26 protein-coding genes are annotated in these 24,884 nt (G+C 66.8%); 4 read left to right on the top strand and 22 right to left on the bottom strand.

Annotated elements, in window-relative coordinates; translation table 11 throughout:
* Positions 1-21: 21 nt before the first annotated feature.
* The 3 genes from ABRP18_RS06960 (at position 22) to ABRP18_RS06950 (ending at position 1,507) form a co-directional block, all read left to right on the top strand.
* Positions 22-426: a RidA family protein gene (locus ABRP18_RS06960; protein WP_046749297.1), complete on the top strand. Its 405-nt coding sequence runs from the start codon at positions 22-24 to the stop codon at positions 424-426.
* 30 nt (positions 427-456) lie between these two features.
* A complete protein-coding gene (locus ABRP18_RS06955; protein WP_349885345.1) occupies positions 457-972 on the top strand; it encodes a GNAT family N-acetyltransferase in 516 nt (171 codons plus the stop codon).
* A gap of 115 nt (positions 973-1,087) precedes the next feature.
* Positions 1,088-1,507, top strand: coding sequence for a rhodanese-like domain-containing protein (locus ABRP18_RS06950; RefSeq protein ID WP_141369293.1), 420 nt, complete (start codon positions 1,088-1,090; stop codon positions 1,505-1,507).
* Between the two features lie 68 nt (positions 1,508-1,575).
* On the opposite strand, the gene ABRP18_RS06945 is transcribed toward ABRP18_RS06950, so the two are convergent.
* The 5 genes from ABRP18_RS06945 to ABRP18_RS06925 form a co-directional block, all read right to left on the bottom strand.
* Entirely contained in the window at positions 1,576-2,010 is a 435-nt protein-coding gene (locus ABRP18_RS06945; RefSeq protein WP_046749300.1) for a cytochrome c oxidase subunit 4, read from the bottom strand.
* Between the two features lie 3 nt (positions 2,011-2,013).
* A complete protein-coding gene (gene ctaD / locus ABRP18_RS06940) occupies positions 2,014-3,747 on the bottom strand; it encodes a cytochrome c oxidase subunit I (protein ID WP_171011008.1) in 1,734 nt (577 codons plus the stop codon).
* 3 nt (positions 3,748-3,750) lie between these two features.
* Positions 3,751-4,653, bottom strand: coding sequence for a cytochrome c oxidase subunit II (coxB, locus tag ABRP18_RS06935; protein ID WP_046749301.1), 903 nt, complete (start codon positions 4,651-4,653; stop codon positions 3,751-3,753).
* A gap of 139 nt (positions 4,654-4,792) precedes the next feature.
* Positions 4,793-5,155, bottom strand: coding sequence for an iron-sulfur cluster insertion protein ErpA (gene erpA / locus ABRP18_RS06930; RefSeq protein WP_017830247.1), 363 nt, complete (start codon positions 5,153-5,155; stop codon positions 4,793-4,795).
* Between the two features lie 61 nt (positions 5,156-5,216).
* A complete protein-coding gene (locus ABRP18_RS06925) occupies positions 5,217-6,629 on the bottom strand; it encodes a dipeptidase (protein ID WP_193761934.1) in 1,413 nt (470 codons plus the stop codon).
* Between the two features lie 46 nt (positions 6,630-6,675).
* Here ABRP18_RS06925 and ABRP18_RS06920 point away from each other — a divergent pair, with 46 nt between their 5' ends.
* A complete protein-coding gene (locus ABRP18_RS06920; RefSeq protein WP_046749303.1) occupies positions 6,676-7,248 on the top strand; it encodes a DUF3043 domain-containing protein in 573 nt (190 codons plus the stop codon).
* Here the strand turns inward: ABRP18_RS06920 and ABRP18_RS06915 are convergent.
* The 17 genes from ABRP18_RS06915 to murC form a co-directional block, all read right to left on the bottom strand.
* Entirely contained in the window at positions 7,223-8,260 is a 1,038-nt protein-coding gene (locus ABRP18_RS06915; protein ID WP_127012075.1) for a quinone-dependent dihydroorotate dehydrogenase, read from the bottom strand. The two genes, ABRP18_RS06920 and ABRP18_RS06915, sit on opposite strands and share 26 nt — an antisense overlap.
* Before the next feature lie 10 nt (positions 8,261-8,270).
* Positions 8,271-8,741: a transcriptional regulator NrdR gene (nrdR, locus tag ABRP18_RS06910; RefSeq protein ID WP_046749305.1), complete on the bottom strand. Its 471-nt coding sequence runs from the start codon at positions 8,739-8,741 to the stop codon at positions 8,271-8,273.
* Between the two features lie 10 nt (positions 8,742-8,751).
* Positions 8,752-10,056: a histidinol dehydrogenase gene (hisD, locus tag ABRP18_RS06905; RefSeq protein WP_349884400.1), complete on the bottom strand. Its 1,305-nt coding sequence runs from the start codon at positions 10,054-10,056 to the stop codon at positions 8,752-8,754.
* Positions 10,057-10,058: 2 nt separating this feature from the next.
* Positions 10,059-11,288 (bottom strand): hypothetical protein, encoded by a 1,230-nt coding sequence (locus tag ABRP18_RS06900; protein WP_349884399.1) that lies wholly within the window; start codon positions 11,286-11,288, stop codon positions 10,059-10,061.
* A 72-nt stretch (positions 11,289-11,360) separates the two neighbouring features.
* Positions 11,361-14,879: a DNA polymerase III subunit alpha gene (dnaE, locus tag ABRP18_RS06895; protein ID WP_058632806.1), complete on the bottom strand. Its 3,519-nt coding sequence runs from the start codon at positions 14,877-14,879 to the stop codon at positions 11,361-11,363.
* A 63-nt stretch (positions 14,880-14,942) separates the two neighbouring features.
* Positions 14,943-16,073: a hypothetical protein gene (locus ABRP18_RS06890; RefSeq protein ID WP_058632805.1), complete on the bottom strand. Its 1,131-nt coding sequence runs from the start codon at positions 16,071-16,073 to the stop codon at positions 14,943-14,945.
* Positions 16,066-16,653 carry a sigma-70 family RNA polymerase sigma factor gene (locus tag ABRP18_RS06885; RefSeq protein ID WP_349884398.1) on the bottom strand — a complete coding sequence of 196 codons (588 nt, stop codon included), beginning with the start codon at positions 16,651-16,653 and terminating at the stop codon, positions 16,066-16,068. The genes ABRP18_RS06890 and ABRP18_RS06885 overlap by 8 nt, the downstream gene beginning before the upstream one ends.
* A 31-nt stretch (positions 16,654-16,684) precedes the next feature.
* A complete protein-coding gene (locus tag ABRP18_RS06880; protein WP_349884397.1) occupies positions 16,685-17,284 on the bottom strand; it encodes a GNAT family N-acetyltransferase in 600 nt (199 codons plus the stop codon).
* 50 nt (positions 17,285-17,334) lie between these two features.
* Positions 17,335-18,255 carry an RluA family pseudouridine synthase gene (locus tag ABRP18_RS06875; protein WP_046749314.1) on the bottom strand — a complete coding sequence of 307 codons (921 nt, stop codon included), beginning with the start codon at positions 18,253-18,255 and terminating at the stop codon, positions 17,335-17,337.
* A 2-nt stretch (positions 18,256-18,257) separates the two neighbouring features.
* Complete coding sequence (lspA, locus tag ABRP18_RS06870) at positions 18,258-18,932, bottom strand: signal peptidase II (RefSeq protein WP_082682713.1); 675 nt, start codon at positions 18,930-18,932, stop codon at positions 18,258-18,260.
* Between the two features lie 9 nt (positions 18,933-18,941).
* The gene (locus tag ABRP18_RS06865) at positions 18,942-19,532 is read right to left on the bottom strand and encodes a DivIVA domain-containing protein (protein ID WP_058632802.1); all 591 of its coding nucleotides are present in this window, start codon (positions 19,530-19,532) and stop codon (positions 18,942-18,944) included.
* Between the two features lie 181 nt (positions 19,533-19,713).
* On the bottom strand, positions 19,714-20,013 hold the full coding sequence (locus tag ABRP18_RS06860) for a YggT family protein (RefSeq protein ID WP_349884396.1): 300 nt from the start codon (positions 20,011-20,013) through the stop codon (positions 19,714-19,716).
* A 3-nt stretch (positions 20,014-20,016) separates the two neighbouring features.
* A complete protein-coding gene (locus ABRP18_RS06855; RefSeq protein WP_046749318.1) occupies positions 20,017-20,490 on the bottom strand; it encodes a cell division protein SepF in 474 nt (157 codons plus the stop codon).
* A 43-nt stretch (positions 20,491-20,533) separates the two neighbouring features.
* Positions 20,534-21,241, bottom strand: coding sequence for a YggS family pyridoxal phosphate-dependent enzyme (locus ABRP18_RS06850; RefSeq protein ID WP_193761940.1), 708 nt, complete (start codon positions 21,239-21,241; stop codon positions 20,534-20,536).
* Positions 21,238-22,380: a cell division protein FtsZ gene (gene ftsZ / locus ABRP18_RS06845; RefSeq protein WP_046749319.1), complete on the bottom strand. Its 1,143-nt coding sequence runs from the start codon at positions 22,378-22,380 to the stop codon at positions 21,238-21,240. The genes ABRP18_RS06850 and ftsZ overlap by 4 nt, the downstream gene beginning before the upstream one ends.
* A 164-nt stretch (positions 22,381-22,544) precedes the next feature.
* A complete protein-coding gene (locus ABRP18_RS06840; RefSeq protein ID WP_349884395.1) occupies positions 22,545-23,477 on the bottom strand; it encodes an FtsQ-type POTRA domain-containing protein in 933 nt (310 codons plus the stop codon).
* 3 nt (positions 23,478-23,480) lie between these two features.
* Positions 23,481-24,881 (bottom strand): UDP-N-acetylmuramate--L-alanine ligase, encoded by a 1,401-nt coding sequence (murC, locus tag ABRP18_RS06835; protein WP_058632800.1) that lies wholly within the window; start codon positions 24,879-24,881, stop codon positions 23,481-23,483.
* Positions 24,882-24,884 lie beyond the last annotated feature (3 nt).

Raw genomic sequence — 24,884 nt, 5'->3', positions numbered from 1 at the left:
GCCGAATGAGAGGATCGAACCATGTCTTCCGCCGTCCAACTGATCCGAGCCACTTCCCTCGCCGATGCTCCCTATGCCTACGCCGCGACAGCCCCGTCCGGATCACGTCTCATCTTCCTTGCGGGCGCGTGTCCGCTCAACGACGACGGCTCGACCGCCGCGCCCGGCGATTACGCGGCACAAGCAGCCAGGTGCGTGGAGACCCTCGAGGAAGCGCTCGACGTCGCCGGCGCGTCCCTCACCGATGTCATCAGCACACGAGTACTGGTAGCTTCCTCGTCCCAGGCCGACCTCGTCACCGCCTGGGATGTGGTCCACGCCGCCTTCGGCGCGCACGACGTCCCCAGCACCCTCCTCGGCGTCACGGTGCTCGGATACGACCACCAGCTCGTGGAGATCGAGGCCATCGCCGCCGTGGCCGACTGACCTCGGCCAACTGATCCTGGCTGCTTGAACATGGACATCGTCATCCGTCCGGCCACCCCTGACGACGACGCCGCCACCGAACGCATCGAGATCGCCGCGGATGCGCTGCTGGTCGACCGTTTCGGCGCGGTCGACTGGCCTCCCCCTACGCCCGCGGTCGAACGCGCGTCGTCGCCGGGGTTCGTGCTGGTCGCCGAGCACACCGACGACGCAGCAGTCGAGCCCCCTGTCGTCGGGTTCGCCCACGTGCTGGAGATCGATGGCCATGCGCACCTCGAACAGCTTTCCGTGCATCCGTCATACGGGCGCCGGGGAATCGGTCGTGAGCTCGTCGAGGCTGCTCTCACGGAGGCACGGAACCGCGGGTACGCAGAGATCACGCTCCGCACGTATGTGGATGTGCCCTGGAATGCCCCCTTCTACAGCTCCTGTGGTTTCGTCGCGAGCGATCCGGACACTCCGCTGCTCCGGAAGCTCGTCGAGGTCGAATCCGCGCTCGGTCTCTTCGAGTATGGTCCGCGCGTGCAGATGACTGCATCACTCTGAATTGCGGGAGCGGAACAGGCCTCCTGCGATTCGTGGGCAGGATGTGACCGCATTCGCACGTCACGAGACGGGATTCCGCTGTCGACGTCTCGCATCGGCTCCTTAGGCTGAGGGAATGATCGATCGCACCGACTTCTATGAGGCCAAACTGACCTACGAGACCGACTCCAGCGACGTCCATGCCGCAATCAAGGCCGGTGAGAACCTGGTGGTGATCGACGTCCGTTCGGACGAGGCATGGGCTCAGGGGCGCGTCGCCGGCGCCGTACACATGCATTACAGCGAGATCGCCTCCCGTGCCCCGAGGGAGATCCCTGCGGACACCGATGTCGTGGTCTACTGCTGGAGCCCTGGGTGCAATGCGGGTGCGAAGGGTGCGCTCGAGTTCGCACGCCTCGGCTATCGGGTGCGCGAGATGATCGGCGGCTTCGAGTACTGGGTCAGGGAAGGGTACGCGGTGGAGGACGCCGATGGCGTGCATCATCGCCCGGTGGATCCGCTCACCGGAATCGCTCGGATCCGCACCCGCGCCTGAACACGGCTGTCGCTACACAGGAAGAAGGCCCCCGGACGGATCCGAGGGCCTTCTTTCGATACGCGGTATCAGCGGGCGAAGTTGCCGCGGTAGTACTCGTATACCCAACCGACGATCGCGACGACGAAGATCGCCAGCCCGATCGGGAGGAGGAAGTGGCCGACTGCCAGGCCCACCACGAAGACACCGGCTGATGCGGCCAGGACGATGGGCCACCACGACCACGGGCTGAACTCGCCGAGCTCCGGGTCACCGTCGTCGATGTCCGACGTCAGGATGTCCTCCGGCAGCTCGCCGCGCTGGGCCTTGTGGGTGCGGTCGAGGTAGAACGCGATCATCGCGGCCATGAAAGCGGCGAAGAACAGGGCGACCGTGCCGACCCACTCGACCCGCATGGCGAAGTCGTCGTTAGGCGTGGCGAGGATGTGCCAGCCGGTGTAGACGACTCCGACGAGGGCGAAGAACGCCGTCAGGATCCACCAGAGAATGACGTTGTCGCGCATGACTTAGTGGGCCTCTCGCTCGCCGGGAGCCGTCGTGGCGAACTCCGCAGCTTCCGGGTGATTCAGGTCGAACGCAGGACGCTCGCTGCGAATGCGCGGGATCGACGTGAAGTTGTGTCGCGGCGGCGGGCAGGACGTCGCCCACTCGAGCGATCCGCCGTAGCCCCACGGGTCGTTGACCGTGACCTTCGGAGCCTTGCGTGCCGTGATCCAGACGTTCAGGAAGAACGGCAGCATCGAGGCACCGAGGATGATGGCACCGATCGTCGACACCTGGTTCTGCCAGGTCCAGCCGTCGGCCTCCGAGTAGTCGGCGTAACGACGCACCATGCCGTCGACACCCAGCCAGTGCTGGATGAGGAACGTCATGTGGAAGCCGATGAACAGCAGCCAGAAGTGCACGTAGCCGAGACGCTCGTTCAGCATGCGTCCTGTCCACTTGGGCCACCAGAAGTAGAAGCCGGCGAACATGGCGAACACCACGGTTCCGAACACCACGTAGTGGAAGTGGGCGACGACGAAGTACGAGTCGGAAAGGGCGAAGTCCAGCGGCGGAGCCGCGAGGATGACACCCGTCAGACCACCGAAGACGAACGAGACGAGGAAGCCGAGCGCGAAGACCATCGGCGTCTCGAAGGTCACCGAACCTCGCCAGAGCGTGCCGATCCAGTTGAAGATCTTCACACCCGTCGGCACAGCGATGAGCATGGTCATCAGAGCGAAGAACGGCAGCAGAACCGAGCCCGTCACGTACATGTGGTGAGCCCACACGGCGACGGACAGCGCCGCGATGGCGATCGTCGCGTAGACGAGGGTCTTGTATCCGAAGATCGGCTTGCGGCTGAACACCGGGAAGATCTCGGAGACGATGCCGAAGAACGGCAGCGCGATGATGTAGACCTCAGGGTGTCCGAAGAACCAGAACAGGTGCTGCCAGAGCAGGACTCCGCCGTTGGCCGGGTCGTAGATGTGCGCACCGAGGATACGGTCTGCAGCAGCAGCGAAGATGGCCGCGGCCAGCACCGGGAACGCCATCAGGATGAGCAGGCTCGTGATGAGCGTGTTCCACGAGAAGATCGGCATGCGCCACATGGTCATACCGGGCGCACGCATCGTGATGATCGTGGTGATGAAGTTGACGGCACCGAGGATGGTACCGAAACCGGAGATGCCGAGACCGACCATCCAGAGGTTTCCACCTGCGCCAGGCGAGAACGACGCTCCCGCCAGCGGCTGGTACGCGAACCATCCGAAGGAGGCCGCGCCCTGCGGGGTCAGGAAGCCGGCGACGGCGATCGTGGAGCCGAAGAGGAAGAGCCAGAAGGCGAAGGCGTTCAGACGCGGGAAGGCGACGTCAGGGGCACCGATCTGCAGCGGCAGGATGGCGTTGGCGAACCCGGCGAACAGCGGCGTCGCGAACATCAGCAGCATGATCGTGCCGTGCATCGTGAAGAGCTGGTTGTACTGCTCCTTCGTCGGGATGATCTGCATGCCCGGCGCGAACAGCTCTGCGCGGATGACGAGAGCCATCACACCGCCGAGGAGGAAGAACATCACCGACGCGATCAGGTACATGTACCCGATCGTCTTGTGGTCGGTGGAGGTGATCCACTTGACGACGATGTTGCCCTTCTGCTCGACGCGCGAGGAGCTCATGAGAGCGGCCTGGCGTGCGGGCAGAGTGCTGGGACGCGAGCGGGGGGACTCGTCGGTACGGGGAGCTTCTGTGGTCGACATGGCTTACTCCCCTCCTTCCTCGGTGTCGGTCTTCGGGGTGGTCCCCGGCAGGTTCGCGAGACGGTCGTACGCACCGGTGATGTCGCCGGTGTTGCCCTTCTCCTCGAGCGATGCCACGTAGGCGTCGTAGTCGCTCTGGGAGACCACCTTCACGTTGAAGAGCATCATGGAGTGGTACTCACCGCAGAGCTCGGCGCACTTGCCGGCGTACTCGCCCTCTCGAGTCGGGATGAACGACCAGGAGTTGTCCTTCCCGATGAACATGTCCTTCTTGTACAGGAAGTCGATGATCCAGAAGGAGTGGATGACGTCGCGCGACTGAAGGTTGATCGTGACCTTCTTGTCGACGGGCAGCACCAGGGTCGGCAGCTGTGCCTGGTCGATGTTGCCGTCCTTATCGGGCTGCGCCTGGACGCCCATCGTCCAGACGGCGTCGGAGTTGTCCTCCTCCTCGCCGTCGTACTGGAAGTCCCAGGCCCACTGCTTCGCGATCGCGGTGATCTCGACGTCGGGGTCGTCCCACTTCGCCTCGATCTCGGACTGGTCGCGAGCCGTGAAGAAGAACATGCCCAGCACGAGGATGAGCGGCACGATCGTGTAGAAGATCTCGATCGGCATGTTGTAGCGCATCTGCACCGGGAGGCCGGTCTGGCCCTTGCGGCGGCGGTAGGCGATCGCAGCCCAGGCCATCAGGCCCCAGGTGATGATGCCGACCGCGAGGAGCACGATCCAGGAGTTGACCCAGAGCGACGAGACGCGCTCGGTCTGGTTGGTGGCTGCGGGACCACCCTCCACGAAGCCCGGAAGAAAGCCGTTCAGCTCGGTGGGAGAGCATCCCGCCAGGGCCAAGGCTGCCGCAACTCCCACAGGGAGGGCGGCCCAACGAAGGCTGCGTTTCGAGGGCACGATGCACCTTTCAGATCGCGAACAGAGCACACCCAAGTCTAGGGCAACCTCACACCTGATTCATGCCATCCACGCAGGTAGTGAAACCAGAACGGCCGCCGTCACCAGCGGTGACGGCGGCCGTGTGCACGGCGCGGGATCAGTGGAAGCTGTCGCCGCAGGCGCAGCTTCCCGCCGCGTTGGGGTTGTCGATCGTGAAGCCCTGCTCGGAGATCGTGTCCTTGAAGTCGATCGCCGCACCGTCGAGGTACGGGACGCTCATGTTGTCGATGATGACCTCCACGCCGTCGAAGTCGACGGTCTCGTCACCCTCGAGGTAGCGCTCGTCGAAGTACAGCTGGTAGATCAGGCCCGAGCATCCGCCCGGCTGCACGGCAACGCGCAGCCGAAGATCGTCGCGGCCCTCCTGCTCCAGGAGGTTCTTCACCTTGGTGGCAGCAGCGTCGGTCAGGGTGACGCCGTGTGCGCGGGTGGTCTCTGGGGAGAGTGTGGTGTCGCTCATGTCGCTCCTTGTGACGGGCCGCGGGTGCACGGCTTCTCGGACGATTCTACCGCCGCTGATCTCAGACGGCTCCGCGTTCTTCGTCATTCATGCGGGCGAGCAGCAACGCCTCGGTCGCGATCGCATGGCGGAAGGTGTCGAGATGCAGCGACTCGTTGGGGCTGTGTGCGCGCGAGTGCGGGTCCTCGACACCGGTGACCAGGATCTGCGCGTCGGGGAACTCCCGCACGAGGTCCGCGATGAACGGGATCGAGCCGCCCACTCCGAGGTCTACGGGAGGCACCCCGTAGCCGTCGCGCATGGCGTCGCGGGTGAGGGCGACAGCCCAGCCGCTGGTGTCGACGAGGAAGCCGTCACCGAGGTCGATGTCGGAGAAGGTGAGGTCTGCTCCGAACGGCGCGTGCGCGCGGAGATGACTCTCGAGAGCGTCGTAGGCCTCCCTGCCGGTCTGGCCCGGTGCCACCCGCGCGCTGATGACCACCGTCACCTCGGGGAGCAGGGTGTTGGAGGCCGCCGCCACACTGGTGGCATCGATCCCGATGACCGTCACCGAGGGCTTGTTCCAGATCCGGCTGAGGATGGTGCCGCCGCCGATCGGCGAGGTGCCGGGCAGCAGACCCGCCTCGTCTCGCAGCGTCGCCTCGGTGTATTCAGGAGTGGGAGCGTTCCGCTCGGTCATGCCCTCGACCGCGACCGAACCGTCGGCGTTCCACAGTGTGGAGAGCAGTGTGACAGTCGCCATCATCGCATCGGGCACGGCGCCGCCGAACATGCCGGAGTGCGAAGCGTGGTCGAGGGTGCGCACACGCATCGTGAAGCGCGCATTGCCACGGAGCGAGACCGTGAGCCCCGGGGTCACGGAGTCCCAGTTCCCGGAGTCCGCGACGACGATCGCGTCCGCGCGGAGCGCGTCCTTGTTGTCGGAGAGGAACTGCGCGAACGAGCGGGAGCCGTACTCCTCCTCCCCCTCGATGAACATCGCGATGCCGAGGTCGAGATCATCGCCCAGCACCTCGCTGACCGCACGGATCGAGGCGATGTGCGACATGATGCCGGCCTTGTCGTCCGCCGCCCCACGGCCGTAGAGACGCCCGTCACGCACCGTCGGCTCGAACGGCGGAGTCTCCCACAGGGCATCATCCCCCGGAGGCTGCACGTCGTGGTGGGCGTAGAGCAGGATCGTCGGCTTGCCGTTGCGCGCGGCACGCGTGGCGAGCACAGCCGGCTGTCCCTGCTCGTCTGTCCCGGGGATCGCGGCGCGGAGCACGCGCACCTCGTCGAACACACCGGTGCCGGATGCCAGCGCGGCGACAGCCTCTGCGCTGCGTTCCAGCTGCGTCTGATCGAACGCCGGCCAGGCCATGCCGGGGATGCGCACCAGGTGGCCGAGATCCGACAGCGCAGAGGGGATCCCGGTCGCCACCGCCTCGAGGACGGCGGCGTCGGACTCACGGGGAGGAACAGGAGAGGTCATGCGAGTAATCTTAAGGTGATCCCCCACCGGCGAACCGAGGAACTCCGTGTCCACTACCCCTACCTCCCCTTCCACGAACGACGACGCACCCGAGACGACCTCCGTCGGCAAGGGGCGCGCGACGCCGAGCCGTGCGGAGCAGGAGGCAGCTCGTCGCCGGCCCCTCGTCGCCAACACCAAAGAGGCGAAGGCGGCGGCCAAGGCGGAGCTCAATGAGCGCCGTGCCCGCGCGCAGGCAGGCATGGCCGCCGGTGAGGAGAAGTACCTCCCGGTTCGCGACAAGGGCCCGCAGCGCCGCTGGGTCCGCGACTACGTGGACGCGGGGTGGCACCCGGCCGAGTTCGTGATGGGTGTGATGGTGCTGGTCATCCTCGCCTCGCTGGTGCCGGCGAACACAGCCATCTCCTTCTACGCCTACATCGTGATGATGGGCTACCTCGTGATCGCGATCGGCGGCATGATCCTGCTCGGCATGCGGGTCAAGCGCAAGGCGGCGGCGAAGTTCGGCAAGGACCGACTCGAGCGCGGCCTCGGCTGGTACGCCGCGATGCGCGCGCTGCAGATGCGCTTCATGCGTCTGCCGAAGCCGCAGGTCAAGCGCGGCCAGTACCCCGCCTGAGCAGTCCCCTGTTGATCTCGCGACCCCAGAACGGGCCGCGGTAGAGGAACGCCGTATAGCCCTGCACGAGCGTCGCACCTGCGTCGATGCGCTCCTGCACGTCCGAAGCGGTCTCCACTCCCCCGACCGCGATGACGCAGAAATCTGCGGGAACCGCGTCGCGCACGACGCGCAGCACTTCGAGGGACCGCTTCTTCAGCGGCGCCCCGGAGAGCCCACCCGCTCCCGCGGCCTCGACGGTCGCCGCATCCGTACGCAGCCCGTCTCGACTGATCGTCGTGTTGTGGGCGATGATCCCCGCCAGCCCCTCGGCGACGGCCAACTGTGCGATCGCCGTGATCTCATCATCCGGGAGGTCAGGCGCGATCTTCACGAGAAGTGGCGTGCTGCCGGAGGCTTCCCTGACCGCGCGAAGAAGCGGCGCGAGCGTCTCGACAGCCTGCAGGCCGCGCAGCCCCGGCGTGTTCGGTGACGACACGTTGACGGCCAGATAGTCGGCGAGCGGAGCGAGGCGCGTCGCCGAAGCCACATAGTCGGCGGTCGCGTCTTCGACGTCGACGACACGGCTCTTGCCGATGTTGACGCCGATGATCGTGTCGGGCGCGCCACGCCGCAGGCGCGCGAGTCGACGAGCGGCGGCATCCGCTCCCGCGTTGTTGAAGCCCATCCGATTGATCACGGCCCGGTCTTCGACGAGACGGAACAGCCGCGGCTTGGGGTTTCCCTCCTGAGGGATCGCCGTCACGGTGCCCACTTCCACGTGCCCGAACCCCAGCGCGGCGAGTCCCCGCACGCCCACCGCGTTCTTGTCGAACCCCGCAGCGACACCGAACGGCGAGGGGAAGGTGAGACCGAGGGCTTCGACCTGAAGCGACGGATCCGGTCGAGTGAGAGCCCGCGTCGCCCAGGAGAACGGAGGCGCCCCGAGCACACGGATCACCGCCATGCCGGCGTGGTGGGCGAACTCGGGGTCGAAGCGCGACAGGACAGCGCGAAAGAGCAGCGGATACATCCCTGCCAGATTACCGCTCCGCGGACTCCCGCTTCGTGTGGTCGGCGCGCAGGTCGGTGATGGCGGACTCGAAGTCCTCGAGCGAATCGAACGCCTGATAGACGCTGGCGAACCGCAGGAACGCGACCTCGTCAAGCTCGCGCAACGGTCCCAGGATGGCCAGACCGATCTCGTTCGTGTCGAGCTGCGAGACGCCGGTCTGCCGCACGGCCTCTTCCACGCGTTGAGCGAGCACCGCGAGGTCTCCCTCGGTGACCGGACGTCCCTGGCACGCCTTGCGCACGCCCGTGATGACCTTCTCCCGACTGAACGGCTCCATCACCCCGGAACGCTTGATGACGTTGAGGCTCGCCGTCTCCGTCGTGGTGAACCTGCCACCGCACTCCGGGCACTGTCTACGACGCCTGATCGAGAGTCCGTCGTCGCTGGTGCGTGAATCAATGACGCGGGAATCAGGGTGTCGACAGAAGGGGCAGTGCATCTGACCGATCCTACGCGGTGAAACGCGCCTCGATCGCTTCGCCGTGGGCAGGAAGCACCTCGGTTTCGGCCAGGGCGACGACTCCAGCCCGCACAGCCGCCAGGGCAGCTCTGTCGTAGGAGATCACCTGCTGCGGGCGAAGGAAGGTGTACGAGCCGAGACCCGGGGCATAGCGCGCCTGCCCTCCAGTCGGCAGGACGTGATTGCTGCCTGCCATGTAGTCCCCGAGGCTGACGGGGGTCTGGTCGCCGACGAACACGGCCCCGGCGCTGGTGAAGGCCGCGGCAGCCTGCTCGGCGTCGACGAGGTGGAGTTCGAGGTGCTCCGGTGCGTAGGCGTTGCTGAAGGCGGTGGCCATGTCGCGATCGTCGACGAGGACGATCGCCGACTGCGGCCCCGACAGCGCGGCCGCGACACGTTCGCTGTGGCGCGTGCCGGCGGCGAGGCGCTCCACTTCGGCGGCCACCTTCTCGGCCAGATCCGCCGCGTCAGTCACGAGCACCGCCGATGCCTGCTCGTCGTGCTCCGCCTGGCTGACGAGGTCTGCGGCGATGAGCCGAGGATCCGCGTGGGCGTCGGCGACGACGAGGATCTCCGTGGCCCCGGCTTCCGAGTCCGTTCCGACGACGCCGGCGACGGCGCGCTTGGCGGAAGCGACGTAATTGTTCCCCGGACCCGAGACGACGTCGACAGGGTCGAGGTCGAGCGACGGCACTCCGTGGGCCAGCGCGCCGATCGCGCCGGCGCCACCCATCGCGTACACCTCGGTCACGCCCAGCAACGCGGCCGCCGCGAGGATCGTCGGGTGGATTCGTCCGCCCTGGTCCGACTGCGGCGGCGATGCCAGGGCGATCTCCTGGACACCGGCGACCTGTGCCGGCACGACGTTCATGATCACGCTCGACGGATACACGGCTTTGCCGCCGGGGATGTAGACCCCCACGCGGTGCACCGGCTGCCAGCGCTGCGTGACGACGGCCCCTTCCCCGATGCGCGTCACCTGCGTCGCGGGAACCTGGGCTGCCGACGCGAGGCGCACGCGACGGATCGCCTCCTCGAGCGCACTCCGCACCTCCGGCGCGAGCTCTTCCAACGCCGTGATGAGGTGATCGGCGGGCACGCGCACTGCGTGTTCCGTGACTCCGTCGAATCGTTCGGCCTGCTCCCGAAGAGCCGCCTCACCGCGCTCGCGCACGTCGTCGACGATGCGCGCTGCGGTGTCCAGCGCTTCGGCTCTGGCCTGCGTTGCCCTGGGGACGGCGGCGAGCATGCCCGCGGGCGAGAGCTCGCGCCCTCGCAGATCGATCGTGCGCATTGTCAACCCTTCGTGATGTCGGAGATGTCGTGGAGGTAGCCGATCCGTCCGTCGTCATGTCGGACGACGAACGCACCCCCACGGTCCTCGATCACGAGAGCCCACGCGCTCGGGCCGATGCGGAAGAGCGGCTCTCCACGCTCGTCGTGGACGTCGCGCTCGGACGGCGCGAGGATCCAGAACGGCTGGGCTGCGGGCGCCGTCGCTCGGGGATTCGTCGCCTCGAGGTCGGCGTCCGTGACGCCCTCCAGGATCAGCGGCTCCGGCTCTTCCTCGGGCGTGCTCGTCTCATACGTCGCCGCTGTCTCGAGCAGCGACTCGATGCTCCCGGTATCCGAGACGATCTCCGGCTCCTGGTTGCGGGAGCGACGTGAGTACGAGGGAACGTAGTCCTCGTCGGACTCCTCCGGCGTGGTGCCGATCCCGCCACCGGACGCGTGTGCCGTGAGCGGCACCTGCTCGGCGAGGTCGAAGCGAGCGATCTCGTCCGTGGCGTGGTGGCCCGACAGCTCGACATCGCGGTCGATGACGAGAGGAAGAGCCGAGCTGTCGACGATGACGTCGGTCTGCGTCTCGGACTCCTCAGACACCTCGAGCTCGTCGGAGGTCGCAGGTACGCGCGACGGCTCTTCGACCGTGTCGGTGATCGCGGGCTCGGGACGCGGTCGCGCGATCACGGGACGAACGGGGTTCGCATTGCGGTGTGCGAGCGTCACGAGACGCCCGTGGAAGTCTTCCTTGAGACCCGGGATGATCGGGGCGAACACCGTGAGGACGACGAGCGCCACAGAGGTGATGGCCAGGGCGACTCCGTTCCACGGAAGGGTCCAGACGCCACCGGAGACGAGCGCGGAGATCGCAAGCCACAGGCTGCCGATCCAGACCACGGCGGACACGGAGAACGCGACAGAGGCGAACTGATCGATGCCGAGTGAGCCGACCCGGCGGATGCCGTCGGGCGAGAATCGGCGGAGCACCAGAAGGAACACGGCGACGGTGGGCAGCGCGATCGGAAGCACCCACTGGATTCCGACGCCCCAGAGCGAGAGGTCGCCGATGAGCGGGAAGAACGAGAACACGAACGAAAGCAGCCACACGCCCACGATCAGCAGCTCGCGCAGCGTGAACCCGAGGATTCCGAACTCCGGCGTGACCTCTTCGTCGTAGAGGACACCGTCGTCGTCGCTGAAGACCTCGTCCTCAGGATCCGTTTCGGGGAGATCCGTGCTCATGCGTGGTCCTTTCGTCACGGGGCTCGACGGGTGGTTTCGTCGTGCTGCCGACGGCTCACGATCCTACCCCGCTCACCCCAGACAGGTGGGCCCGAGCAGCGACTTGAGGTCACCGAACAGATCCGCGGACACCTTGACGGGCATCGGCACCTCGAAGACCTTCGCCGTGCCGCCCCGGTGCACGCGGAGCACCACCTCGGTGTCTCCGTTGTGGCGCCGGAGCACCTCCGCGAGTTCCATCATCACCCGCTCGGTCGCCCGCTGCTCGGCGAGGACGAGTGCCAGCGGACCGGCCGCGTCGAAAGAGCCCACGTCGGGAGCGAACGCCGACTGCGCGTGCAGGTTGAGCCCGTCGTCGCGCCTGGACACGCGCCCGCGCACGGCGAGGATCGCGTCCTGCTGCAGCGTGTGCTGGAACTCGGTGTACGTCTTTCCCATGAACATCACGGTGACCTCACCGTTGAAGTCCTCTACGGTGATCATGCCGTACGGGTTTCCGCTCGCCTTGGCCACGCGGTGCTGCACGCTGGTCACGAGTCCGGCCACCGTCACCTGGTCGCCGTCCTGCAGGTCTTCGGAGTTGTTCAGATCGTTGATCGAGATCGACGCATGCTTCGCGAGCGGTACCTCGAGTCCGGCGAGAGGGTGGTCCGACACGTAGAGCCCGAGCATCTCCCGCTCGAACGCGAGCTTGTCCTTCTTGACCCACTCGGGTCTGGCCGGGACCTTGGCCGGCGCGACCTCTTCGGTCCCGTCGTACAGGCTGTCGAAGTCGAAGCCGATCGCCCCCTGGGCCTCGTTCCGCTTGCGGTCGACCGCCGCCTCGACCGCGTCTTCGTGCACCTCGTACAGCGCGCGACGGGTGTCTCCCATGGAGTCGAACGCGCCCGCCTTGATCAGGGACTCGACGGTGCGCTTGTTCGAGACGTGCAGAGGAACCTTCTCGAGAAAGTGATGGAACGAAGTGAAGCGCTCGTCCTTGCGGGCCTTGACGATGCCCTCGACGACGTTGCTGCCGACGTTGCGCACGGCTCCGAGGCCGAAGCGGATGTCGTCGCCCACGGCGGCGAAGAAGTTGATCGAGTCGGAGACGTCGGGCGGGAGCACCTTGATGCCCATCCGACGGCACTCGTTCAGGTACAGCGCCATCTTGTCCTTGGAGTCGCCGACGCTGGTGAGCAGCGCCGCCATGTACTCGGCGGGATAGTGCGCCTTGAGGTATGCGGTCCAGTACGACACCAGGCCGTACGCGGCGGAGTGCGCTTTGTTGAACGCGTAGTCCGAGAAGGGCAGCAGGATGTCCCACAGGGCCTTGATCGCCGCCTCGCCGAAGCCGCGTTCCTTCATACCGCCGGCGAAACCCTCGTACTGCTTGTCCAGCTCAGACTTCTTCTTCTTGCCCATGGCACGACGGAGGATGTCTGCCTGTCCGAGGCTGAAGCCGGCGACCGCCTGAGCGATGGCCATGACCTGCTCCTGGTAGATGATGAGCCCGTAGGACTCCTGCAGGATCTCGGCGAGAGGCGCTTCCAGTTCGGGATGGATCGGAGTGATCTCCTGCAGGCCGTTCTTGCGCAGGGCGTAGTTCGTGTGCGAGTTGGCGCCCATGGGCCCCGGACGATACAGGGCGATGAGTGCCGAGATGTCGCCGAAGTTGTCGGGCTTCATCAGCCGCATCAAGGAACGCAGGGGCGGACTGTCGAGCTGGAACACACCGAGGGTGTCTCCGCGGGCGAGCAGCTGGTACACGCCCGGGTCGTCGAGGCCGAGGTGCTCGAGGTCGAGTTCCTCACCTCGGTTGGTGCGGATGTTGTCGAGCGCGTCGGAGATGATCGTGAGGTTGCGGAGCCCCAGGAAGTCCATCTTGATCAGACCGAGCGACTCGCACGACGGGTAGTCGAACTGCGTGACGATCTGGCCGTCCTGCTCACGGCGCATGATCGGGATGATGTCGAGCAACGGGTCGGACGACATGATCACACCGGCGGCGTGCACGCCCCACTGACGCTTCAGGCCCTCGAGACCCAGCGCACGGTCGAAGACGGTCTTCGCCTCCGGATCGGTCTCGATCAAGGTGCGGAACTCGCTCGCCTCCTTGTACCGCGGGTGCGCCGAGTCGAACATGCCGTCGAGGGGCATGTCCTTGCCCATCACGGGCGGGGGCATCGCCTTGGTGAGACGCTCTCCCATGCTGAACGGGAACCCGAGCACGCGCCCGGCGTCCTTCAGCGCCTGCTTGGACTTGATGGTGCCGTACGTGACGATCTGCGCGACGCGCTCGGAGCCGTACTTCTCGGTCACGTAGTCGATGACCTCGCCACGGCGCCGGTCATCGAAGTCGACGTCGAAGTCGGGCATCGATACACGGTCGGGGTTGAGGAATCGCTCGAAGATCAGTCCGTGCTCGAGCGGATCGAGGTCGGTGATCCTCATCGCGTACGCGACCATCGATCCGGCACCGGAGCCACGGCCGGGACCGACCCGGATGCCGTTGTCCTTCGCCCAGTTGATGAAGTCGGCGACGACCAGGAAGTACCCGGGGAACCCCATCTGCAGGATGATGCCGGTCTCGTACTCGGCCTGCTTGCGCACCTTGTCGGGGATGCCACCCGGGTAGCGGTAGTGGAGCCCCGCCTCGACCTCTTTGATGAGCCAGCTGTCCTCGGTCTCGCCGTCCGGCACCGGGAATCGCGGCATGTAGTTCGCGGAGGTGTTGAACTCCACCTCGCACCGCTCGGCGATCAGCAGCGTGTTGTCGCATGCTTCCGGGTGGTCTCGGAAGAGCTGCCGCATCTCGGCCGCTGTCTTGATGTAGTAGCCGTCGCCGTCGAACTTGAACCGGTTGGGGTCGTCCATCGTCGACCCAGACTGCACGCAGAGGAGAGCCTCGTGTGCGTCGGCCTCGTGCTGGTGCGTGTAGTGCGAGTCGTTGGTGGCGACCAGGGGGATGTTCAGGTCCTTCGACAGACGGAGCAGGTCGGTCATGACACGCCGCTCGATCGACAGGCCGTGGTCCATGATCTCGGCGAAGTAGTTCTCCTTGCCGAAGATGTCCTGGAACTCGGCCGCCGCCGCGCGTGCCGCGTCGTACTGTCCGAGTCGCAGACGTGTCTGGATCTCCCCCGAAGGGCAGCCTGTCGTGGCGATGAGTCCCTTGCCGTAGGTCTGGAGCAGCTCGCGGTCCATACGCGGCTTGAAGTAGTACCCCTCCATGCTCGATCTCGAGCTGATGCGGAAGAGGTTGTGCATGCCCTCGGTGCTCTGGCTCCACATCGTCATGTGGGTGTACGCGCCGGAACCCGAGACGTCATCGCTCTTCTGGTCGGGCGAGCCCCACTGCACGCGAGTCTTGTCGCTGCGGTGGGTACCGGGGGTCATGTACGCCTCGAGCCCGATGATGGGCTTGATGCCGGCGTTTCGTGCGGCGTTGTAGAACTCGAAGGCCGCGAAGGTGTTGCCGTGATCGGTGACGGCGATCGCGGGCATGCCGTATTCGGCAGCCGCCTGGGTCATCGCATTGATCTTCGCCGCACCGTCGAGCATCGAGTATTCGCTGTGCACGTGCAGGTGGACGAAAGAGTCGGATGCCATGCCTTCGAGTCTACGGCGGGGCCCCGACACCGGAGGTCGGTGGCGGGGCCCCGTCGAGACTCGTCACGGCAAGGTATCGACCACACTCGTCTCGAAGGTCATCCGGACATCCGGCACGTCACTCGGGATCACCCCTTCGCCGACCGAACTTGTGTCGGTGATCTCGGTGACGAGCCCCGTCGCCATCTCGATCGTCACCGTGTAGCGCCTCAGCGATGTCTCCGCAGTCTCGGACGAGCCGAGCTGCGAGTCGAACGTGACCACCCGTTCGCCGTTGAGTTCGGCACCCACCGTCGACCCGGGAAGCAAGCTGAGTGCGCGGTACATCGACGCCCGCAGCTCCGGGTCCCCGACGTTGTGCGAGAGCAGTCCGATGATAAGCCACCCGACCTTTCCATCGGCCCAGCCCTGCTCGTCCGGGCCCAGGTAGTCGCGGATCCAGCCGATCATGGCGTCGGGGTCGCGTGGCATCGACTCGAAGAACCACAGGACGTCTTCGACGCCGCCCTCGGACAACCGGGGGGCGGCCGAGGCGAACAACGAGACGGCCGGCCCGTAGCCCTGCATCGCCGCACTCTGCTCCGCATGCCCCTGCGTCTGATCGCCGTAGACGCTGCCTGCGACCGGAGCGCCCCACTCTCCGTACCACTGCGAACGCAGATCTGCAGGCGAGTAGTCGGCGCCACTGCGACTGATCACCCAGCCACTCGACGCCGCAGCTCGCGAGACACTGTAGCCAGGTTGCCCGGCTGTATCGAGATCGGCGTCGAACACGCCCAACGACTCCGTCGTCCAAGCACGGCGCTGATACTGCCCGGGAGCAAGCTGGGGCGGCGCGAATCCCGCCGCGGAGTTCGCAGCTCCCAGCAGCGCCTCAGGCCCTGTCATCGGAGTGGCTGTGGGGGTCGGCACCCGGCTCGGCACGAGCTCGGGACCAGGCGCACGTGTCGGCACCGCTTCCACCGTCGGTGCGGGGGCTGGCGCGGCGATGCCGCTCATCACGAGCACCCCGGTGGTGACCGCAGCCACCGCGCCGAGCGAGGCTGCGGCTATCAGCCACGACCTTCGCGCTCCTCGAGCACGTGCCGGCCTGCGCTCACCTTCGATCGCGGTCAGGAGAACGGCTCGCGCGGCCGCGATGTTCTCCTCAGCGCCGTCGATGTCGGGCCTGGTCTGCTGGGCCTTCTCAAACATGTCCAAGGGTCTCCCCCTTCTGCTGCTGCTCGAATGCCTGGATCCTTCGGGTGGAGTCCAACCGTGTGCGGACCCTGTTCAGGCGCGATCGCACCGTTCCCACCGGTACGGCGAGTGCGACGGCGATCTCCTCGTATGTCAGCCCCTGCCACGCGTAGAGCAGGAGCGTCTCCCTGTCCTTTGGGGCGAGTGCCGCGATCCGCGTTTTCAAGGATTGGACTTCGCGCTCGGCGTCGACCCGCGACATCGCGTCGTCCAGACCTCCGAGCGACGAATGATCCTGCTGAGAGACGGACGCTGCGAAAGACCTCCAGTGTTTCGCTTCCACCGCACGATGGCGGCGGATCAGGCGCGAGGCTATGCCGAGGAGCCACGGCGCCGCCGACTCGACGTCCGTGTCGAAATCCGCTCGGCGGCGGAATGCGACGAGGAATGTCTCGCTCAGGACGTCTTCCGCCGCGTGCCGGCCGATGCGATACGTGGCGAAGGCGTTGACGGCGCGCGCGTGTCTGTCGAAGAGCTCGGCGAACACCGCCGGATGCTGAAGAGATCGCTGGATGATCTCGCTGTCTGTGGTCACGCTATGTATTGGCCGTGCGCCGCAGAGCGGTTCACGGTTTCTTCGACGACGTCGACGATGCTCCGAGTTCGAGCCGCATCACGACTCGGGGGATCCCGTCCAGCACGGACCGGGTGTCGGCGGCCCTCTCGAACCCCGCGCTCTCGAACAGCGACCGAGTGCCGACGTATGCCATCGTCAAGTTCACCTTCTCGTCGCCGTTGTCGACGGGGTACCCCTCGATCGCCGGGGCTCCGCGCTCCCTCGCGTAGGCGACTGCGCCCTCGACGAGTGCATGCGTGATCCCCTGCTTCCGGTACCCAGGGCGAACCCGGAAGCACCACAGCGACCAGACGTCGAGGTCGTCGACGTGCGGGATCAGCCGGTTTCGGGCGAAGCTCGTCTCCCGACGCGGCTGGAGGGCTGCCCATCCGACCGGTTCCCCGTCCAGGTACGCGATCACTCCGGGAGGAGGATCCTGATGGCAGAGTTCACGCACGCGATCGGCACGAGCCTGACCCCTCAGCGCAGCGTTCTCCTTGCTTCCGATGCGATAGCTCAGGCAGAAGCACACGTTCGACGTCGGCTTCCTCGGCCCGACGAGTGTGGCGACGTCGTCGAAATCGGTCGCGGGACGAACCTCGATGGTCATGGGCCCAGTGTCGCGCACCTCACGGACACACGTCCGGCGAGACACGGGGATCATTCCCCGCGCAGCACATCCAGAGCGTGCTCGAAATCCGCGGGATAGGGAGACTCGAACTGCACCCAGTCACCCGTCGTCGGGTGCGCGAAGGCGAGCTGATGCGCATGCAGCCACTGGCGGGTGAGCCCCAGCCGCGCCGACAGCGTCGGGTCGGCGCCGTACAGGGGGTCGCCGACGCACGGGTGCCGGTGCGCAGCCATGTGCACGCGGATCTGATGCGTGCGGCCGGTCTCGAGGTGGATCTCGAGCAGCGATGCGCCGGGAAAAGCCTCGAGGGTCTCGTAGTGCGTGACGGACGGCTTCCCATCCGGGACGACGGCGAACTTCCAGGAGTGATTGGGGTGGCGCCCGATCGGAGCGTCGATCGTGCCGGCGAGCGGGTCCGGGTGCCCTTGGACGACGGCGTGATAGATCTTCTCGACCGTACGGTCCTTGAACGCCTGCTTCAGCACCGTGTAGGCGTGCTCCGACTTCGCCACGACCATCAGGCCGCTCGTGCCCACGTCCAGCCGGTGCACCACGCCCTGGCGCTCCGGCGCTCCGCTGGTCGAGACACGGAAGCCCGCCGCGGCGAGGGCACCGACGACGGTGGGCCCCTCCCAGCCGAGGGAAGGATGAGCGGCGACGCCCGTCGGCTTGTCGACGACGACGATGTCGTCATCGTCGTAGACGATGCCGAGCTCCGGCACCGCGATCGGGACGATCTTCGGCGCCTCCTTCGGCTGCCATTCGATGTCGAGCCAGCCGCCTCCTCGCAAGCGATCGGACTTGTCGAGCGTGACGCCGTCGAGACGCACTCCCCCGGCGGCGGCGACGTCAGCAGCGAAGGTGCGGGAGAAACCCATCAGCTTCGCCAGGGCCGCATCGACACGCGAGCCGTCGAGACCGTCGGGTACAGGCAGCGACCGCGACTCCACGGTCAACGTCCCTCCGCCGCGGGTGCCGCGCCCTCCGAAGGCGTGTCGTCATCGACCTTTCGCAGGGGCGCCGCGTCGGCTGCGTCGACCATGTCGTCATCGGTGTCGGTCGCCTCGACCGCCGCTGCAGCCTCGGCCTCGGCCTCGGTCTGCACGAGCTGGTGATCGCGTTCCCGCGTCCCGTCGAAGCGCAGGCCGACCACGACGAGCAGCGCCACGGAGATCATCCCCGTCACGATGAAGACGTCCGCGACGTTGAAGATCGCCGGCATCATCCACGGCATCGAGATCATGTCGACGACATGTCCCATAGGGAAGCCGGGCTCGCGGAAAAGACGGTCGCTGAGATTGCCGAGCACTCCGCCGAGAAGGCAACCGAGAACGACAGCCCACAGCCGGGACTTCAGACCGAATGCCTTCCAGACGATCACGCCTGCCACGACCGCGAGGGCGATGGTGAAGATCCACGTGACTTCGGACCCGAGCGAGAAAGCAGCTCCGGGATTGCGCACGTAATACAGCTGAAGGAACTCGCCGAGCACGGGGACCGGCTCCTGATAGGGCAGGTTCTCGATGGTGAGGTACTTCACAAACTGATCGGCGGCCAGCACGAGCGCTGCGAGAATCGCAACGATCGCGCCGGCCGCCGACCGAGGAAGGGGACGGCGTCCTGACAAGAGGGCGCCTTACAGACCGATCGCGGAGACGGGGGTCGAGTCCGTGGAGGTCGACTTCTCGTCGAGCTCGCGGAGCTGGCCCTCGATGTAGCCGCGCAGCTGCGAGCGGTAGTCGCGCTCGAAGTTGCGGAGCTCGGTGATCCGAGCCTCAAGCGTGTTGCGCTCGCGCTCGAGACGTGCGGTCTCTTCGCGCTGCTTGGCCTCGGCCTCGGTGCGGATGCGAGCCACCTCGGTCTCAGCCTCGGAGATGAGCTGGTTGCGCTTGGCCTCGCCCTCGGCCACGTGCTCGTCGTGCAGACGCTGCGCGAGCTCGATGATGCCGGCGGTGGCGGTCGCGGATCCGGTCGGAGCCGGCTCTGCCGGAGCCTCGGCGACAGGAGCGGCGGCGGGGGCCTCGGCAGCGGGAGCGGCGGCCTCAGGGGCAGCACCGGACTCGTACGCGGCCAGCTTGGCCTTCAGCTCGACGTTCTCCTCGAGAGCCTTGCGCCACTCGATGACGATCTCGTCGAGGAAGTCGTCCACCTCGTCCGGGTCGAAGCCGTCCTTGAAGCGGACGTGCTGGAACTGCTTGGTGACGACGTCATCCGGGGTAAGTGCCATGGGTGGCTCCTCTTTCGATGAGTTCGATTGCCAGTATCGATGTATGGCGTGGTCGTGATGTGGCGCGAACCCGGGGCGCGCACCTGGGTGCCAGCATAGCCCCCGCGCATCGGTGCCGCGATGTCACGACACTCAGAGAGCGGGAACTCACCGCAGCCGGAACACGGGACACGCCGGTGATTCAGCGGACGAACAGTCGGACGATGTTCATCAGAATCAGGACGATCAGCAGTGTGAGTGCGAACCCGAAGTCGAGCGACAGCGAGCCGATCCGCAGCGGCGGGATGATCCGTCGGAAGAACCGGATGGGGGGATCGGTGAGCGTGTAGACCGCCTCGGCGGCGACGAGGCCGAAGCCCTTGGGCCTCCATTCCCGATTGAACATCGGGATGTAGTCCAGGATCAGGCGCGCGAAGAGCACGATGACGTACAGGAGGAGCACCAGATGAACGATGGTCGCGAGGACCGAGACCAGCTGCACGGGCTACGACTGGTCGAAGCTCGCAGACTCGGCGTCTGCGTGTGCGATGCCCCCGTGACCCGAGACCGCGATGTTCTCCGGCGACAGCAGGAACACCTTCGAGGTCACGCGCTCGATCCGGCCGTAGAGGCCGAGCGAGAGCCCACTCGCGAAGTCGATGAGGCGACGCGCATCGGCATCGCTCATCTGCGAGAGGTTGATGATGACCGGGACACCCTCGCGGAAGCTCTCCGCGATCAACTGGGCGTCACGGTACTGCTTCGGGTGGACGGTGAGGATCTCGTTCACGGCTCCTGCAGACGGCTGGCGGACGGCGACGGGGCGGCGAAGCGGCGTGACGGGGGCCGGTGCCGGCTCCTCGCGGTCACGATCGCGTTCGCGGTGAGCGCGGGCGGGCGCCTGCGCTTCTTCTTCGTAGACCTCTTCCTCGTCGGCGAGGCCGAGATACACCATGGTCTTCTTCAGTGGGTTACCCATCGTGTCCTCCGGTTCGAACGTGTCGGGCTGGTCTGTTCACAGGTTAACCCCGGTCAGGCCGGGGGCCGGTGATTGCGGAACCGATCCGCAGGTGTGTCGCGCCGGCGGCGATCGCCTCGACGAAGTCCCCCGTCATCCCGGCAGAGATCCACGATGCCGAAGGGTCGATCGCACGGACGCTCTCCGCGATGCCGTGCAATCGTGCGAAGGCGGAGGCAGGCTCCTCGTCGAGCGGCGCCACCGCCATCACGCCGCGCAGGCGCAACGACGGCAGCGAGAGGACGTGCTCCGCGAGAGCGACCGCCTGCGCCGGTGCCGCTCCCCCGCGGCCGGGATCGTCGGTGAGGTTGATCTGCACCAGCACATCGAGCTGATCGTCATCATCGGCCGCGCGGTGCAGGGCGTCGGCGAAGCGGTCGCGATCGACCGAATGCACGACTGACGCGCTCCGTCGGATCGCACTCGCCTTGTTGGTCTGGCCCTGGCCGATGAAATGCCATCGCAGATCCAGCTCGGTGAGCTCGCCCTCCTTCGCCGACAGCTCCTGCTGACGGTTCTCGCCGACGTCGCGCACTCCGAGCTCGTGCAGATCACGCACCAGCGACGCCGGATGGAACTTCGTCACCACGATCCTGGTGATCTCGTCGTGATTGCGTCCCACGGCTTGCGCGGCTGCGGCGATCCTGTCATCGATCGCCGACAGCCGCGCAGCCAGAGGCGCGAGCCCAGGGCCGTCGACCGGAGAGGTCACTTCAGGAATTCAGGGATGTCGATGTCGTCGTCCGCGAAAGCCGGCTCGATGCTGGTGGTCGGAACGCGCTGCTGGATCGGCTCGGGCTTGACCGGCTCAGGCTTGTTGTCCGTCTCCTCGTCGAGCGCCACCTCGGGGAGCGGAGTCGTCGAGGGCCGGGAGACGACCATCGGGTCCAGCCGCAGCGAGGGCTCACCGCCGTCGAAGCCTGCTGCGATCACGGTCACGCGCACCTCGTCGCCGAGCGTGTCGTCGATGACCGTACCGAAGATGATGTTTGCCTCGGGGTGAGCGGCTTCCTTGACGAGGTCTGCTGCGTCATGGATCTCGAAGATACCGAGGTTGGAACCACCCTGGATCGACAGCAGAACGCCGTGCGCACCCTCGATGCTCGCTTCGAGGAGCGGGGACTCCACAGCCAGCTCTGCGGCCTTGATCGCGCGATCTGCACCGCGAGCGGAGCCGATGCCCATGAGCGCGGAGCCTGCTCCCTGCATCACGGACTTGACGTCGGCGAAGTCGAGGTTGATGAGACCGGGGGTCGTGATGAGATCCGTGATGCCCTGCACACCGGCGAGGAGTACCTGGTCGGCCGTGGCGAACGCCTCGATCATCGAGATACCGCGGTCGCTGATCTCGAGGAGACGGTCGTTCGGCACCACGATGAGGGTGTCGACCTCTTCCTTGAGCTTGGAGACGCCGGCCTCAGCCTGGCTCTGGCGACGGCGACCCTCGAAGGAGAACGGCTTGGTCACGACGCCGATGGTGAGGGCGCCGATGGACTTCGCGATGCGTGCCACGACGGGCGCCCCGCCGGTTCCGGTACCGCCACCCTCTCCCGCCGTCACGAAGACCATGTCGGCCCCGGTCAGCGCCTGCTCGATCTCCTCGGCGTGGTCCTCGGCGGCACGACGCCCCACCTCGGGATCGGCACCTGCACCGAGACCGCGGGTGAGTTCACGACCGACGTCGAGCTTGACGTCGGCGTCGCTCATGAGCAGCGCCTGCGCATCGGTGTTCACGGCGATGAACTCGACTCCGCGGAGGCCGAGATCGATCATGCGGTTCACGGCGTTGACGCCGCCACCGCCGACGCCGACGACCTTGATCACGGCGAGGTAGTTCTGGTTCTGGCTCATGGCCGGCCTCCGATTATTCGAGCCTGGAAGTGGGTGAACCTTAAACCTCAACTAGAGGTGTAAAGTATTTCCCGGTATTGCGTTCTCTTTGATCGAAGGTAAGCGCCGCCCGGCCGTGCACGCGCGAAGACACGGGCGTGTCGCCCCATTCCCGACGAAAGCGCTCAGCCGACGACGGCGACTTCGGGAGACGTCACGTCGATCGAGCCCGCCGCCGGATTCGCCGCCATCGTCTTCGAGAGCACGACGGCCTTCAGCGCCGACTCCTCCGCACTCCCCCAGACCACCGTCAACCCGCCGTTGAGGGTGAGGGTCACGTCGTCCGCCGTCGTCGCGCGGACACCGATCAGAGCGGCGCGGACGTCCGCGGGCAGGGTGCGCACGACGAGGCCAGCGCTCCGGAACGCCGCCGATTCGACACCCCCGACGACGTCGAGCACCGGTTGCCCTGCCGGCTGATCGGAGGTGGTCGAAAGGACCACGCCGGCGGCGTCCACCAGTGTGTAACCGGCGTCGGAGCGGAGCACGCCGACGGGAGTGCGCTCGACTATCCTCACGGTGAGGTCATGCGGCGGGCGCGCTTCGAGGGCGTAGGTCTCGATGAGAGGGAAGCCCAGCAACGCGGCCTTCACCTTGCTGGAGTCGACCAGTGCGAGTGGAGTGCCGAGCTGATCCCCCAGTGCCGCCTCGATCGCGGCGGGATCGAGACTCGTGGCACCTTCGACGGTGATCTTCTGCACGGCGAACAGCGGACTGTACGCTGCGGCGACGCTGCCCCCGACCAGCAGCAGTGCGGCGCCGATGCTGCTCAACCAGACGATCCTCCGCCGCCGCGACCTCTGCGTGAAACGCCGGATCTCCGCACGAAGAGCCTTCCGACGCGCACGTGCCGCGCGCCAGACATCCATCGTCGACGTCGGCTGCGGGTCGCCGACCGAGGTGCTGTCCGGCTCCTCGCCGGGCGCCGGGTCAGGAGTCGACGGAGTGTCCTGACCGGCTCCGGGATCGCGTCGCCGCCGACGGGACCTCTCCTCCGGCGCGGCGTCCTTCTCGTCCGGAGACTCCGGGCTGGTCGGAAGCGGTGCGGGCCGGCGCATCGGCTACTCCTCGTCGGTCCGGCGCAGAGAGTCCAGGACCTGCGGGATGATCTGGTAGACGTTGCCGCACCCGAGCGTGACGACGAAGTCGCCGTCTCGCGCGACCGAGGCGGTGTAGTCGGCGGCCTGCTGCCAGTCTGCGACATAGTGGACGTGCGACGGGTCACGGAAGGCACCGCTGACGAGCTCGCCCGTGACACCGGGCACGGGGTCTTCCCTGGCCCCGTAGACGTCGAGCATCACGGTGTGATCGGCGAACTGCTCCAGGACGTCGGCGAACTCCTGGTACATGTGCTGCGTGCGCGAGTAGGTGTGAGGCTGCTGGATCGCGATGATCCGACCGGACCCGGCGATGCTGCGCATGGCTTCGAGCGCTGCTCGCACCTCCGTGGGGTGGTGCGAGTAGTCGTCGTACACGGTGACCCCACGCTCGACGCCGTGCTGCTCGAGGCGACGCACCGTACCGGCGAAGCCCTCCACCGCACGAACGGCGTCGGCTAGCGGATAGCCGAGGGCGCGGAGAACGGCGACGGCGCCGGCCGCATTGATCGCGTTGTGGATGCCGGGGACGGCGAGCTGCATGCGGGCGTGCTCGTCGCCGTGCGTCAGCGTGGCGGCGACCGGCCCCGCAGCCACGATGTCGGTGACGCGCACATCCGCGCCGTCTGCCTGCCCGAAGGTGAGCACGTTCGGGTGCGACAGGCCCGCACCGACGCGCAGTGCGCCGGCGTCGTCGCTCGAGATCACCACGGCCTCGGTCGCGGCGTCCGCGAACTGCACGAACGCCTGATGGAAGGCTTCGTCAGAGCCGTAGTGGTCGAGGTGGTCGGGGTCGACGTTCGTGATGAGCGCCACAGCCGTGTCGTACAGGAGGAAGGTGCCATCGGACTCGTCTGCCTCGATGACGAAGAGGTCGCCGCTCCCGGTGGCGCTGGACACGCCGAGCTGCTCGATCACGCCGCCGTTGACGAAGTGCGGGTCGGCGTCGAGGTCGCGCAACGCCGTGACGATCATGCCCGTCGAAGTGGTCTTGCCGTGCGCACCCGCCACCGAGACGAGGCGCCGCGTGCCGATCAGCCAGTGCAGAGCCTGGGACCGGTGGATGACGTGGAGGCCCCGCTCCTTGGCGGTGACGAACTCGGGGTTCTCCGGCCAGATGGCGCCGGTGTGCACGACCGTGTCGGCATCACCGAGGTGGGCGGCATCATGACCGACGTGGACCGTCGCCCCCGCGGCGGCCAGCGCCCGCAGGTTGTCGCTGTCTGCGCGGTCGCTGCCGGACACGCGGATGCCCGCGTCGAGGAACATCTTGGCGAGTCCGCTCATCCCGGATCCACCGATGCCGATGAAGTGCGCGGAGGTGATCGTCTCGGGAATGGGGAGGGAGAGGTCGGGTCTGATCATGTC

Source organism: Microbacterium sp. WHRI 7836, assembly GCF_040223885.2.
Taxonomy (GTDB): domain Bacteria; phylum Actinomycetota; class Actinomycetes; order Actinomycetales; family Microbacteriaceae; genus Microbacterium; species Microbacterium oxydans.
The sequence above is the reverse complement of the archived record's forward strand: the minus strand, read 5'-3'. Positions and strand labels throughout refer to the sequence as shown.

What these genes read in the sequence shown, in the direction of transcription:
- ABRP18_RS06960 (WP_046749297.1), top strand. Translation starts at nt 22, where the DNA reads ATGTCTTCCGCCGTCCAACTGATCCGAGCCACTTCCCTCGCCGATGCT.
- ABRP18_RS06955 (WP_349885345.1), top strand. Translation starts at nt 457, where the DNA reads ATGGACATCGTCATCCGTCCGGCCACCCCTGACGACGACGCCGCCACC.
- ABRP18_RS06950 (WP_141369293.1), top strand. Translation starts at nt 1,088, where the DNA reads ATGATCGATCGCACCGACTTCTATGAGGCCAAACTGACCTACGAGACC.
- ABRP18_RS06945 (WP_046749300.1), bottom strand. Translation starts at nt 2,010, where the DNA reads ATGCGCGACAACGTCATTCTCTGGTGGATCCTGACGGCGTTCTTCGCC.
- ctaD (WP_171011008.1), bottom strand. Translation starts at nt 3,747, where the DNA reads ATGTCGACCACAGAAGCTCCCCGTACCGACGAGTCCCCCCGCTCGCGT.
- erpA (WP_017830247.1), bottom strand. Translation starts at nt 5,155, where the DNA reads ATGAGCGACACCACACTCTCCCCAGAGACCACCCGCGCACACGGCGTC.
- ABRP18_RS06925 (WP_193761934.1), bottom strand. Translation starts at nt 6,629, where the DNA reads ATGACCTCTCCTGTTCCTCCCCGTGAGTCCGACGCCGCCGTCCTCGAG.
- ABRP18_RS06915 (WP_127012075.1), bottom strand. Translation starts at nt 8,260, where the DNA reads ATGTATCCGCTGCTCTTTCGCGCTGTCCTGTCGCGCTTCGACCCCGAG.
- nrdR (WP_046749305.1), bottom strand. Translation starts at nt 8,741, where the DNA reads ATGCACTGCCCCTTCTGTCGACACCCTGATTCCCGCGTCATTGATTCA.
- hisD (WP_349884400.1), bottom strand. Translation starts at nt 10,056, where the DNA reads ATGCGCACGATCGATCTGCGAGGGCGCGAGCTCTCGCCCGCGGGCATG.
- ABRP18_RS06900 (WP_349884399.1), bottom strand. Translation starts at nt 11,288, where the DNA reads ATGAGCACGGATCTCCCCGAAACGGATCCTGAGGACGAGGTCTTCAGC.
- dnaE (WP_058632806.1), bottom strand. Translation starts at nt 14,879, where the DNA reads ATGGCATCCGACTCTTTCGTCCACCTGCACGTGCACAGCGAATACTCG.
- ABRP18_RS06890 (WP_058632805.1), bottom strand. Translation starts at nt 16,073, where the DNA reads ATGTTTGAGAAGGCCCAGCAGACCAGGCCCGACATCGACGGCGCTGAG.
- ABRP18_RS06880 (WP_349884397.1), bottom strand. Translation starts at nt 17,284, where the DNA reads ATGACCATCGAGGTTCGTCCCGCGACCGATTTCGACGACGTCGCCACA.
- ABRP18_RS06865 (WP_058632802.1), bottom strand. Translation starts at nt 19,532, where the DNA reads ATGGCACTTACCCCGGATGACGTCGTCACCAAGCAGTTCCAGCACGTC.
- ABRP18_RS06855 (WP_046749318.1), bottom strand. Translation starts at nt 20,490, where the DNA reads ATGGGTAACCCACTGAAGAAGACCATGGTGTATCTCGGCCTCGCCGAC.
- ftsZ (WP_046749319.1), bottom strand. Translation starts at nt 22,380, where the DNA reads ATGAGCCAGAACCAGAACTACCTCGCCGTGATCAAGGTCGTCGGCGTC.
- ABRP18_RS06840 (WP_349884395.1), bottom strand. Translation starts at nt 23,477, where the DNA reads ATGCGCCGGCCCGCACCGCTTCCGACCAGCCCGGAGTCTCCGGACGAG.
- murC (WP_058632800.1), bottom strand. Translation starts at nt 24,881, where the DNA reads ATGATCAGACCCGACCTCTCCCTCCCCATTCCCGAGACGATCACCTCC.